The organism is Streptomyces sp. NPDC050508, from assembly GCF_040655155.1.
In the GTDB taxonomy this organism is placed as follows: Bacteria; Actinomycetota; Actinomycetes; order Streptomycetales; family Streptomycetaceae; genus Streptomyces.
This window is the reverse complement of record NZ_JBFAJJ010000010.1, coordinates 125,628-137,903: the sequence shown is the minus strand read 5'-3', so window position 1 is coordinate 137,903 and position 12,276 is coordinate 125,628. Positions and strand designations below refer to the sequence as shown.

The 12,276-nt window shown below is 70.3% G+C and carries 11 protein-coding genes; 5 read left to right on the top strand and 6 right to left on the bottom strand.

The window, feature by feature from the left end; translation table 11 throughout:
• Positions 1 to 78 precede the first annotated feature (78 nt).
• Positions 79 to 834, bottom strand: coding sequence for an ABC transporter ATP-binding protein (locus tag AB0I69_RS27805; RefSeq protein WP_363098429.1), 756 nt, complete (start codon positions 832 to 834; stop codon positions 79 to 81).
• 99 nt (positions 835 to 933) lie between these two features.
• Positions 934 to 2,421 carry an ABC transporter permease gene (locus AB0I69_RS27800; protein ID WP_363098428.1) on the bottom strand — a complete coding sequence of 496 codons (1,488 nt, stop codon included), beginning with the start codon at positions 2,419 to 2,421 and terminating at the stop codon, positions 934 to 936.
• A 275-nt stretch (positions 2,422 to 2,696) separates the two neighbouring features.
• Here AB0I69_RS27800 and AB0I69_RS27795 point away from each other — a divergent pair, with 275 nt between their 5' ends.
• Positions 2,697 to 3,875 carry a D-alanyl-D-alanine carboxypeptidase gene (locus AB0I69_RS27795; protein WP_363098427.1) on the top strand — a complete coding sequence of 393 codons (1,179 nt, stop codon included), beginning with the start codon at positions 2,697 to 2,699 and terminating at the stop codon, positions 3,873 to 3,875.
• Positions 3,876 to 4,119: 244 nt separating this feature from the next.
• On the opposite strand, the gene AB0I69_RS27790 is transcribed toward AB0I69_RS27795, so the two are convergent.
• On the bottom strand, positions 4,120 to 4,881 hold the full coding sequence (locus AB0I69_RS27790) for an SDR family oxidoreductase (RefSeq protein WP_363098426.1): 762 nt from the start codon (positions 4,879 to 4,881) through the stop codon (positions 4,120 to 4,122).
• Positions 4,882 to 4,897: 16 nt separating this feature from the next.
• Positions 4,898 to 5,896: a Gfo/Idh/MocA family oxidoreductase gene (locus AB0I69_RS27785; protein ID WP_363098425.1), complete on the bottom strand. Its 999-nt coding sequence runs from the start codon at positions 5,894 to 5,896 to the stop codon at positions 4,898 to 4,900.
• 105 nt (positions 5,897 to 6,001) lie between these two features.
• On the opposite strand from AB0I69_RS27785, the gene AB0I69_RS27780 reads away from it, so the two are divergent.
• The 4 genes from AB0I69_RS27780 (at position 6,002) to AB0I69_RS27765 (ending at position 10,425) form a co-directional block, all read left to right on the top strand.
• The gene (locus AB0I69_RS27780; RefSeq protein WP_363098424.1) at positions 6,002 to 7,288 is read left to right on the top strand and encodes a multidrug effflux MFS transporter; all 1,287 of its coding nucleotides are present in this window, start codon (positions 6,002 to 6,004) and stop codon (positions 7,286 to 7,288) included.
• Complete coding sequence (locus AB0I69_RS27775; protein WP_363098423.1) at positions 7,240 to 8,415, top strand: serine hydrolase domain-containing protein; 1,176 nt, start codon at positions 7,240 to 7,242, stop codon at positions 8,413 to 8,415. The genes AB0I69_RS27780 and AB0I69_RS27775 overlap by 49 nt, the downstream gene beginning before the upstream one ends.
• A gap of 110 nt (positions 8,416 to 8,525) precedes the next feature.
• Positions 8,526 to 9,524: a small ribosomal subunit Rsm22 family protein gene (locus AB0I69_RS27770; protein ID WP_363098422.1), complete on the top strand. Its 999-nt coding sequence runs from the start codon at positions 8,526 to 8,528 to the stop codon at positions 9,522 to 9,524.
• A gap of 163 nt (positions 9,525 to 9,687) precedes the next feature.
• On the top strand, positions 9,688 to 10,425 hold the full coding sequence (locus AB0I69_RS27765) for a bifunctional DNA primase/polymerase (RefSeq protein ID WP_363098421.1): 738 nt from the start codon (positions 9,688 to 9,690) through the stop codon (positions 10,423 to 10,425).
• A 26-nt stretch (positions 10,426 to 10,451) separates the two neighbouring features.
• Here the strand turns inward: AB0I69_RS27765 and AB0I69_RS27760 are convergent, their stop codons facing one another.
• Together AB0I69_RS27760 and efeU are read right to left on the bottom strand one after the other, a co-directional pair.
• Positions 10,452 to 11,441, bottom strand: a complete 990-nt coding sequence (locus AB0I69_RS27760) for a hypothetical protein (RefSeq protein ID WP_363098420.1) — start codon at positions 11,439 to 11,441, stop codon at positions 10,452 to 10,454.
• Entirely contained in the window at positions 11,401 to 12,273 is an 873-nt protein-coding gene (gene efeU, locus AB0I69_RS27755; RefSeq protein ID WP_363098419.1) for an iron uptake transporter permease EfeU, read from the bottom strand. Before efeU ends, AB0I69_RS27760 begins: the two co-directional genes overlap by 41 nt.
• Positions 12,274 to 12,276: the final 3 nt, after the last annotated feature.

Genomic DNA, 12,276 nt, shown 5'->3' with positions numbered 1-12,276 from the left:
AAGTGTCACACTTTTCGGATGTACCTAGCCGACTCGGCCCGCTGACGGGCGCGACAGCCCGGTTGTCGCGGGCCCGGCTCAGTGACCCTGGTTGCCGTACTGCGCGTACTGCTGCTGACCGGTGTTGCCCTGCTGGGGTGCGAACTGGCCGTTGCCGCGGCCCTGTTCGGTGAGGGTGATCTGGCCGGCCTTGATGGTGGCCAGGCGCGGGGCGCGGCGGGCGATCGACGAGTCGTGGGTGACCATGATGAAGGTCAGCCCGTACTCGTGCCAGAGGCCTTCGAGCAGGCCCATGATGTCGTCGCGGGTGCCCTCGTCGAGGTTGCCGGTGGGCTCGTCGGCGAGCAGCACCTTCGGCTTCTTGACCAGCGCGCGGGCGATGGCGACGCGCTGCTGCTGGCCGCCGGAGAGTTCGGACGGGGCGTGCTTCAGGCGGTCGCCGAGACCGACCGAGCTCAGCGCCTCCGCCGCCCGCTCGCGGCGTTCCGCCGGCTTGACGCCGAGCGGGACCAGGGCCGTCTCGACGTTCTCCTGCGCGGTGAGCGTCGGGATGAGGTTGAAGGACTGGAAGATGATGCCGATCTTCTCGGCCCGCAGCCGGGTCAGCTTGGCCTCGCTGATGGTGGCGAGGTTGACGCCGTCCAGCTCGACACTGCCCTCGGAGGGGCGGTCCAGGCCGCCGATCATCTGGAGCAGCGTCGACTTGCCGCCGCCGGTGGGGCCCTGGATGACGAGCTGGTCGCCGTCCTCGATCGTGAGGTCGACGCCGCGCAGCGCCTCGACCGTCTCCTTGCCCCGCGTGTAGCGCTTGGTGACGCCGGTGAGCTTGTACATGGGATCTCCGTCGTGAAGAACGTCTGTGAAGAAGAGGGGCGGGGCGCCGCCGCCCGGGGGGATCGGTGGCGGCGCCCCGGATCAGGGGGTGCGGTCGGTCTACGACACGCTGCGCAGCGCGTCCGCCGGACGCATCCGCGACGCACGCCAGCCGCCCATCGCGCCGGCGATCAGACCGCCGGTGACGGCCAGGCCCACCGCGAGGGCGATCGTGGTGAGCGAGACCGGCGCGTTCAGGGCGATCTCCAGGGTGTTGGAGGTGGCCTGCTGGCCGGGACCGCCCTGGCCGCCGCCGGGGCCGCCGCCCATGCCGCCACCGCCGGTGGAGGTGGAGCCGAGCTGTGCGGTCAGCTTGGGGCTGATCGCGGTGACCGTGTAGGCCGCCAGGAGGCCCAGCGCGATACCGAGACCGCCGCCGATCAGACCGTTGACCATGGACTCGCCGACGACCTGCCGGGTCACCTTGCGGCTCGGCCAGCCGAGCGCCTTCAGCGTGCCGAACTCACGCACCCGGCGGGACACCGCCGAGGAGGTGAGCAGCGCGGCGACGAGGAACGCGGCGATCAGGACCGCGATGGACAGCCACTTGCCGACGCTGGTCGCCAGGTTGGAGGCGGTGGACAGCGAACCGGAGACCGTGGACGCGAGGTCGGCGGAGGTGGTGACCGTCGTACCCGAGATGTTCTTCTGGATCGTCGACTTGACGGTCGAGATCTGCTTGGAGTCGGTCGCCTTGACGTAGATCGTGGTGACCTTGTTCTTCGAGTCGCCCAGCGTCTGCGCCTGCTTCAGCGGCACGTACACGTCGATCGTGGACTCGCTGCTGTTGGGCGTCGCGATGCCGATGACCGTGAACTTGGTGCTGGAGATCTTGAAGGTCGAACCGACCTTGTACTTCTTCGTCTTGGCGTACGACTTGCTGACGACGGCGACCTTCGCGTTGGTCTGCGCGGTCGTGAACGTCTTGCCGGTGGTGATCTTCGACGTGGACAGCGGGCCCAGCGTCTGGTTGGTGACGTCGATACCCGCGACCGAGTACGAGTTCACGTTGAAGTTGGCGCCGCCGCCCTGCACCTGGGGCTGACCGGTGCTGGTGCCACCGCTGTTGGTGCCGCCGCCGGGGCCGCCCTGCTGCGAGGAGGAGGAACCGGAGCTGGTGGAGGACTTCGCCTTGCCCTGGGTGAAGGAGCCGTCGACCTTGGTGACGTTCAGCGTGAGCGCGCCGACCGCGGTGGATACGCCCTTCTGCGAGGCGACCTTGGTGACCAGGGAGGACGCGAGGGCCTGACCACCCTGCGTATTCACCCGGTCCGAGCTCTGCGAGCTGCTGCTGGAAGAGGTGGCGCCGAACTTGAAGCTGGGACCCTGCGAGCTGCCGGCCTTGGGAGCCGATTGCGCTTTGGTCACGGTCATGTCAGTTCCGAGACCGTAAAGAGACTTGAGGACCTTGTCCTGAGCCTGATTCATGCCGGCCGACACCGAGTTGACGGTGATGACCAGCGCGATTCCGAGCGCCAGACCCATGGCGATGACCAGGGCCGCCTTCTTGCGCCGGCTCAGCTCGCGCTTGAGATAGATGCCAAACATCCCGTTCCCCAAAGGTTCTTGGCGCCCGCTGTGGGCGCGGCCACAAGCTATGGAGGAACCTTTGAGTCGACCTGAGTAAAGGATGTGTCTGGCCTGAGAAAAACAGGCCCGAAATCAGAATTGGGTCAGACAGCTCATTCCTAAGCTGTGGAGGGCCTCCTGCCAGGAAACCCCTGTTCAATGGCCTGCTGACATGGGTTCCCGAGCCTTCGCGCCGGCTTCTTCTCGCCACCCCCGCCGTGCACGGGCCCGCCCCGATTTTGTACGGTCCCGGGATGCGCGATTCCTCTCGGCTCACCCGGCGTGCCGCTCTCGGCCTGACCGCCGCCGCTCTTCCCGTGGCGGCGGCCACCCCCGCGTCCGCTGCCACCGTGATAGGCGGTGAGCGTCTGGCCCGCGACGGGATCCAGGTGGGCAGTGCCGCCGGTCTGCCCAAGAAGCTCACCGCCCGTTCCTGGCTCCTCGCCGACCACAAGACCGGTGAGGTGCTCGCCTCGTACCGCGCGCACCAGCGCCTCGCGCCCGCGTCCACGCTGAAGATGCTGTTCGCCGACACCGTGCTGGGGAAGTTCGAGCGGACCCGGACCTACCGGGTGACCGACGCCGACCTGGCCGACGTTCCCTCCGGCTCCAGCATGGTCGGCGTCAAGCCCGGCATCACCTACACCGTCCACCAGCTGTGGCAGGGCGTCTTCCTGCGCTCCGGCAACGACGCCGTGCACGTCCTGGCCCACATGAACGGCGGGATCGCGAAGACGGTCGCCGAGATGCAGGCCAGGGCGAAGGACCTCCAGGCCCTGGACACGCATGTGGTGAGCCCGGACGGCTTCGACCACCCCGGGCAGGTGTCGTCGGCGTACGACCTCACGCTCTTCGCCCGGCACGGGCTGCACGACGACGACTTCAGCTCGTACTGCTCGACCCGGACCGCGAACTTCCCGGCCGGCGGCAAGAAGACCTTCCAGATCCAGAACACCGACCGCCTGCTCACCGGCGCCTACGGCCTGGGCACGTACCGGGGCATGATCGGCGTCAAGAACGGCTACACCAGCCACGCCGGCAACACCTTCACCGGCGCCGCCACCCGCGACGGCCGCACCCTGCTGGTCACCGTGATGCACCCCGCCAACGGCGGCAACGAGGTCTACAAGGAGACCGAGGCACTGCTCGACTGGGGCTTCGGCAGGGGGAGTTCGGCCCGGGCGGTGGGCACGCTGGTCGATCCGCTGAGCGAGGGCGGGGCGACCGCGAGCCCTACGCCGTCGGGGAAGGGTGCCAAGGGGGCGGAGGGAGCCACCGGAGCCGCCGCTTCCTCGTCGGACGGTCCCTCGCCCTGGCGGCTGCTGGAGGGCGCGGCCGGAACGGTCGCGTTGCTCGCGGGCGGCGCGTTCGCGCTGCGCAGGCGGCGGGCGGCCGTAGCGGCGGCCAAGTCCCAGGAGGGGGACGGGAGTTGATGTGACGCGACAGCCGCCCCACGGCCCGGTGCGTACCTCGCGGTCCCACGCGAGATCCACCCCCACCCGGGCCGTGGAACGACTGTCGCCTCTCCCCCCTCGGATTGGCCTGCGGGAACCCAGGGCTCCAGTACTGCGGAAGCCCTGTGCTCCAAGTGTGAAGCTTTGGTGGAGAAGAGTTGAGCATAGGTCAGCAACCGGCCGCAATGGTATGGACGGTCAAATTCCGCTTGTGCAAATCGACTTAGCCACGGCCCACGTACGGCATCGCGGTCGCCAACACCGTCGCGAACTGCACGTTCGCCCCCAGCGGCAGCTCCGCCATGTGCCGCACAGTGCGCGCCACATCGGCGACATCCATCACCGGTTCCGGGGTTACCACCCCGTTGGCCTGCAGCGCCCCGGCCTCCATCCGCCGCGTCATGTCGGTGGCCGCGTTCCCGATGTCGATCTGCCCGACCGCGATCGAGTACGGCCGCCCGTCCAGCGACAGCGACTTGGTGAGCCCCGTCAGCGCGTGCTTGGTCGCCGTGTAGGCCACGGAGTGCGGCCGAGGCGTATGCGCGGAGATCGACCCGTTGTTGATGATCCGCCCGCCCTGCGGCGCCTGCTCCTTCATCTGCCGGTACGCCGCCTGCGCACAGAGGAACGCCCCGTTGAGGTTGGTGTCCACCACCTGCCGCCACGCGTCGTACGGCAACTCCTCGACCGGCACCTCGCGCGGCCCGTTGATCCCCGCGTTGTTGAACAGCAGATCCACCCGCCCGAACCGCTCCACGGCCGCCGCGAACAGCGCGTCCACATCCTCCGGCCGCGCCACATCGGTCGCTACGGCGAGGGAGGCGCCCTCGGGCACCAGCGCGGCCGTCTCCTCCAGCGTCCCGGTGCGGCGGCCGGCCAGTGCCACCGACCAGCCCGCGCGCAGCAGTTCCACGGCGACCGCGCGGCCGATGCCGGAGCCCGCGCCGGTCACCACGGCGATCTTCGACGATTCCTCAGCGTTCATGGCCGCAGCCTACGAGTCACCCTTCCTGCGGATACCGCACCCCGATCCGCTCCCGCACCGCGTCCAGCGTCCGCATCACCGCGAGGGTGCCCTCCAGCGGCACCAACGGCGACTCGGTCTCACCGGCCCGCAGCGCCCGCATCACCTCCGACGCCTCGTGCCGCAGCGTGTTGCGGGGCCCGTCGGCCGGGTCGAGCACGAACTCCTCGGGATCACGGCCGTCCCGGTGCAGCACGAACCGCTCCGGGTGGAAGAAGCCGTCCGGGATGTCGATCCGGCCCAGCGAACCCGTCACCGACGCCGAGGTCCCCGTACCGCCGACGATCGAGCAGTGCAGCGCGGCCAGCGCACCGTTGTCCCAGGAGAACAGGGCCGCCGTCTGGAGGTCGGCACCCTCGGGCGAGAGCACGGCCGAAGCCTTGATGTCGGCGGGCTCACCGAGCAGCAGATGCGCGAACGACACCGGGTACACCCCGAGGTCCAGCAGCGCACCCCCGCCCTGCGCCGGATCACGCAACCGGTGCGCGGGCGGGAAGGGCCCCGCGAGCCCGAAGTCGGCCTGGACGGTGCGGACTTCACCGATCGCACCGTCGTCGACGAGCGACTTCAGCCGCCGTACCAGGGGATTGCAGTACATCCACATGGCCTCCATGAGGAAGCTGCCGCGCTCGCGGGCCAGGGTCACCAGTTCCGCGGCCTCGCGGGAGTTCAGGGTGAAGGCCTTCTCGACGAGCACGTTCCGTCCGGCCTCCAGGCAGAGACCGGCCGCCGCGCGGTGCGCCGAGTGCGGGGTGGCGACGTAGACGACATCGATGTCCGCGTCGTTCGCCAGCGCGTCCCAGTCGCCGTAGGCCCGCTCGATCCCGAAGCGTTCCGCGAACGCCTTCGCCGAGGACTCCGTCCGCGAGGCCACCGCGACCACCTCGGCGTCGGGCAGGTCGACCAGCGCCGCCGTGAACGCGGCGGCGATCCCGCCGGTCGCCAGGACTCCCCAGCGCACCCTCTGTTCCGTCATCGCGGCCCCACCCTCGCTCACCAGACCCTCGGCACCCTGTACGAGCTGAGAGCATAGGTGGCGGATCACCAGGAGACATCGGAGCCATCGGAGAGGGAGGGGCACATGTCCGAGCAGGGGGCGCAGGCGCCGGCCGTGCCACAGTCCGCCGTACCGTCGTCGCCGAAGGCGACCCGCCGTGCGGGCCTCCTCGTCGTTCTCATCCTCGGCGGCCTCACCGCGACGCCCCCGCTGGCGATGGACATGTACCTCCCCTCGCTCCCGGAGGTCACCCGCTCCCTGCACGCACCCGCCGCGACCGTCCAGCTCACGCTCACCACGTGCCTCGCCGGCATGGCGCTGGGGCAGCTGGTGGTCGGGCCGATGAGCGACAAGTGGGGCCGCAGGCGCCCGCTCCTGACCGGCCTCGCCGTCTACATCGTGGCGACCGCCCTGTGCGCGTTCGCGCCGAACGTGGAGTTCCTGATCGCCTTCCGCCTGGTGCAGGGCCTCGCGGGCGCGGCCGGAATAGTGATAGCGCGGGCCGTCGTACGCGACCTGTACGACGGGGTCGCCATGGCCCGTTTCTTCTCCACCCTGATGCTGGTCTCCGGGGTCGCCCCGATCGTCGCGCCGCTCGTCGGCGGCCAGATCCTTCGCGTGACGGACTGGCGGGGCGTGTTCGTGATCCTGACCTTCGTCGGGGCGGCCCTCGCCGTCCTCGTCTGGACCCGCCTCCCCGAGACCCTCGCCCCGGCGGACCGCCACGCGGGCGGCACGGCCGAGGCCCTCCGCTCGATGCGCACCCTCCTGGCCGACCTCCCCTTCACGGGCTACATGCTCACGGGCGGCTTCGCCTTCGCGGCCCTGTTCGCGTACATCTCGGCGTCCCCCTTCGTCATCCAGGAGATCTACGGCGCCTCCCCGCAGACCTTCAGCCTGCTGTTCGGCATCAACTCGGTCGGGCTGGTCGCGGTGGGCCAGATCAACGGCAAGCTGCTGGTCGGGCGGGTCTCGATGGACAAGGTCCTGGGCGCGGGCCTGGCGGTGGTGGTCGTAGCGGCCACGGCCCTCCTGCTGATGGCGACGGGCACGTTCGGAGCGGTGGGCCTGGTGCCCGTGGCAGCCGCCCTCTTCGTCCTGATGTCCGCGATGGGCGTGACCCTCCCCAACGCCCAGACCCTCGCCCTCATGCGCACCCGGCACTCCGCGGGCTCCGCCTCCGCACTGCTCGGCACCTCGTCCTTCCTGATCGGCGCGGTGGCTTCCCCGCTCGTCGGCATCGCGGGCGAGCACACCGCCGTCCCGATGGCGGTCGTCCAACTGGTGGCCGCACTGGTGGCGGCGGCCTGCTTCGTGGGAATGTGCCGTCCTTGGAACACACGTACGACCGTGGAGGGAGTGGGGAGCTGAGCGCCCCGAGACTGCGCAACGACACCCCGGAACGGGCGGGCCTCGACCCCGAGGAACTCGGCCACCTGGTCCGGGAGGTCCACGACCTCACCACCGGCGACCGCCCCTGGGCGGCGGGCACCGTCGTGGTCGCCGGCCGCGGCCCGGTGATCGCCGTGGAGGAGGCGGCGGGCTGGGCCGTACGGTATTCCGCCTACGACCCCGAGACCGACCGGGGCGTCGAACTGCCGCCGGCGTCCCGCGTACCGATGACCGTCGACACCCCCTTCGACCTGGCCTCCCTCACCAAACTGTTCACGTCGGTGGCCGCGATGCAGCAGATCGAGCGAGGCACGCTCGGCATCGACGCCCGGGTGGGCGCCTACCTGCCCGACTTCCGCGCGGCGGCCCGCCACGGCATCACCGTCCGCCAACTCCTCACCCACACCTCGGGCCTACGCCCCGAACTCCCGCTGTACGACTGTGCGGACGACACCGAACGCCTGTCGATGCTCCGAACGGAGGCACCGGTGGGGGAGCCGGGTGAGTACGTGTACTCGGACCTGAACCTGCTCCTCCTCCAGTTCGTCCTGGAACGCATCAGCGGCCGCACGCTCGACGTCCTCATCCACGACGGCATCACCCGCCCGTTGGGCATGACCTCGACGGACTTCGGCCCGTGCCCCGGCGCGGCGGCGACGGAGGACCAGCGCCGCCCGTGGGCCAAGGCGGACCGGGGGATGCTGCGGGGCGTCGTCCACGACGAGAACGCGTGGGCACTGGGCGGGGTCGCCGGCCACGCGGGCCTGTTCTCGACGGCCCGCGACCTGGCGACCTTCTGCCGCACCCTGCTGGCAGGCGGCTCCTACGGCCCCGCCCGCATCCTCGGCGCGGACTTCGTGGAACTGCTGCTGACCCCGCCGGGGCTGGGCTTCGGGGTCGATCAGGCGTGGTTCATGGGGGAGTTGGCGGGGCGGGGGGCGGTGGGGCATACGGGGTTCACGGGCACGTCGATGGTGCTGGACCCGGCGACGGACACGTTCTTGGTACTGCTGGCCAACACGGTGCATCCACGGAGACGGGGAGCGGACAGCGGGCCGCGGGCGGCGGCGGGGACGAGGGTGGCGCGAGCGGTACGGGGTTTTTGAGCCGAGCTTTTTCAATGCCCGAGTCGGCGGTGGGTGGGCATAGGCCGGGGGTCTGGGGGCGGAGCCCCCAGGGGCGTCCGCACCCGCCCCGGCCCACTTAGAATCGGCGGGTGAACGACCCCGTGGCGCCCGCCGAAACCCTCCGTACCGCTCTGGCCCGCCTGCTCGACGGGCTTCCGCCCAGGCAGGCCGCCGGGGCTGTGGAACGCCTGATCGGCACCTACCGTGGGGCCACCCCCACCGACGCCCCGATCCTGCGCGACCGTGCGGACGTGGCGGCGTACGCGGCCTATCGCATGCCGGCGACTTTCGAAGCCGTACGTTCCGCACTGGACGCCTTCGCGGACGCCGTACCCGAATGGGCCCCGCAGGGCCACGTGGACGTCGGCGGCGGCACCGGCGCCGCGACCTGGGCCGTCACCGCCACCTGGTCCGGCGACCGCCCGGTGACCGTCCTCGACTGGGCCGAACCCGCACTCGCGCTCGGCAAAGAGCTCGCGACCGCCAACCCGAGCCTGCGCAACGCCAGTTGGCAACGTGCCCGGATCGGTTCCGCGCTCACCCTCGACCCCACCGACCTCGTCACCGTCTCCTACGTCCTCAACGAACTCACCGTCCCCGACCGAGCCGCCCTCGTCGACGCCGCCGCGTCCGCGGCACAGGCCGTCGTGATCGTCGAAGCCGGTACCCCCGACGGTTACGCCCGCGTCATCGAGGCCAGAGACAGACTGATCGCCGCCGGTTTCCACATCGCCGCCCCCTGCCCGCACAGCGCCGCCTGCCCGATCGTCCCCGGCGAGGACTGGTGCCACTTCTCGACGCGGGTCAGCCGCTCCTCCCTGCACCGCCAGGTCAAGGGCGGCTCCCTGCCGTACGAGGACGAGAAGTTCAGCTACGTCGCCGCCGCCCGCTTCCCCGTCGAACCCGCGCCCGCCCGTGTCGTACGACGTCCGCAGATCCGTAAGGGGCAGGTACTCCTCGACCTCTGCGAGACCGACGAGCAGCTGAGCCGCACGACGGTCACCAAACGCCACGGCGACCTGTACAAGGCAGCACGGAACGTGAGCTGGGGAGACCCCTGGCCGGACCCCTGGCCGGAAAAAGCGTGACACTTTAGCTGAAAGTGTCACACGTGTGTCTCGTCCCACCCACCCCGGATGTGGGGTACCGCCTCTCGGGGCGCAGGATGGTGGGACCATAGGGGAAGTTCTCCGCACAACGGCAGGGCTTCTCCGCACACGGCAGGGCGACAACAGCAGGGCGAGGAGATAGATGAGCGCGACGTTCGGTGGCCGGACCGGTCGGCAGGGCAAACTCTCCTCGTGGCTGCGCGGACGCCGCCCGCAGGAGGCCCCCGACAACGGCAGCGGACGCGAGGCGCTGCTGCTGGCCGCCGCCGAGGCCGGGCTGCCGCTCGCCCCCGCCGCGCACCCCGCCCCGGGCTACCGATGTTCGTGCGACCGTGTGGGCTGCCCCACACCGGCCCGGCATCCCGTGTCGTTCGCCTGGCAGACGCAGTCCACGACCGACCGCGCACAGATCGAGCGCTGGGCCCGCCACCAGCCGCAGGCCAACTTCATCACCGCGACCGGCATGGTCAACGACGTCCTCGACGTCCCCCTCGAAGCAGGGCGCGAGGCGCTGGAGCGGCTGCTCGCCGCCGACATCGAGGTCGGGCCCGTCGCCGCGAGCGACGACGGACGGCTGCTCTTCTTCACCCTCACCCGCGGCACCCCCGAGGACGAGGACGAGTGGTGGCCGTGCGAACTGGACTGCCACCCCGAGACGATGGACGAACACCCCGGCCTGCGTTGGCACTGCCGCGGCTCCTACGTCCTCGTCCCCCCGGCCCAACTCCCCGGCGAGAACCAGTCCGTGCACTGGGTCCGCGGCCCCGAGCATCCCCTGCCCGACCCGCTGACCCTCCTCGAAACCCTCACGGACGCCTGCGCCCGCCACGCCGGTACGGAGCCGGACCACGCCAACGCGGCCTGGCCACTGGGCCGTTGACCTCCTGGGCCGTTGACCTCCTGAGGTCAGCCGCCCTGTGCCGAGGTCAGCCCCTCGATCCGCCCCAGCACCGACACCTTGCCGCCCCGCTTCGGGTCCAACGCCACCTCGTTGGACACGAGTTGGAGGGTGAGGGACTGCTCCACCTCACCGGTCGTCAGCGCCTGCACGTCCTTGTTCTGGGTCGGCACCGATGTGCCCTCCGCCGCGGTCTCCTTCTGGAAGTACCGCGTGGTGAAGAACACCAACGCCCCGCCGTCCGCCGTACGCAGCGCCAACGGCGCGTAGTCGCCGCTCGTCAGCGGCTGGTCGAGGAACTGGACGGCCAGACCGGGCTTGGTGGCCTTCTCCCGGTCCGCACGCCACCCACTGGTGTGCGTGCCGTCCGCGAAGTCCGTCCCGCCACTCTTCAGATATGTCGCGTAGCTCTGGCTCAACTTGCCCGGCGCGACGGCGAGTTCGGTCGAGTTCGCCGGTACGGCCTCGGCCCAGCCGTCCTTGTCGGTCTTGAACTTCGGTACGGCGCTGGGCGCGAGCAGCGTCAGATACGCCACCTGCCACGGCTCGGACAGGTCGTTGCGGGTGAACACCAGCAACCAGCGGACGCCGCCGCCCTTGTTGGCGGCGGTGTCGGCGACGAACCAGCGCGGCCAGCCGGCCTTCTTCGGGATGGTGAACTTCGCGTCCGTCAGCTCCAGCGGGGTGTAATTCGGGTTCCCAGCCGGGTTGTTGGCGTGCCCCGCCTTCAGCCGCGCCGCGTCGATGTCACCGAGCGCGCCGGTGACATGAGCGGCGTCCAGGGAACTGTCGTACGCCTTGTCGGCCGCGTTGTACGCGGTCGTGAACTGCCGGAGCGCGTTGGCGGCCTCGGCGCGGGTGGTGGCCGGGAGGACCTCCCGCTCGCCGTGGACCACCACGCAACCGCTCGCCGTCAGCGACAAAGCGCTCACCGAGGCCGCTATCAGTACGCGCCGGTCAAGCCTGCGGAGCCTTCGAGGGCTGCGATCCCTGCTCATCAGGTGTCTTCACCTTCCCCTTCCCGGAGGCGAACCCTACCGGGGCGAAGAACAGGGTGAGCGTGGGGACCAGGTACAGCAGCCACACCGTGATCTGCAGGACGGTCGGGTCCGGCTGGAAGTTGAAGACGCCCTTGAGGAGGGTGCCGTACCAGCTGTCCGGCGGGATCGTGTCGCTGATGTCGAAGGCCACCTTCGTCAGGCCGGGGAGCCAGTCGGCCTCCTGCAAGTCGTGGAAGCCGTACGCCAGTACACCCGCCGCGACGACGACCAGCATCGCGCCGGTCCAGGTGAAGAACTTGGCCAGGTTGATCTTCAGCGCGCCGCGGTAGAACAGCCAGCCGAGGAACACAGCGGTGGCCAGGCCCAGTCCCACGCCGACCAGCGGGCGCGGGGTGCCGTCGCTCGCCGCGTGCACCGACGCCCACACGAAGAGGGCGGTCTCCAGGCCCTCGCGGCCGACGGCGAGGAACGCGGTGGCGACCAGCGCGCCCGTGCCCATCGCGAGGGCGGCGTCCAGCTTGCCGTGCAGTTCGGTCTTCAGGTGCCGGGCGGTGCGCCGCATCCAGAACACCATCCACGTCACCAGACCGACCGCGAGGATCGACAGCGAGCCGCCGAGCGCCTCCTGCGCCTGGAACGTCATCTCCTGGGAGCCGAATTCGAGCGCGCAGCCGAAGCCCATCGCGATGAGCACCGCGACGACGATGCCGATCCAGATCGGCTTCAGCGCGTCCCGCCGCTCCGTCTTGACCAGGTAGGCGATCAGGATGCAGACGACGAGACTGGCTTCGAGGCCCTCGCGCAGACCGATCAGATAGTTGGAGAACACGGT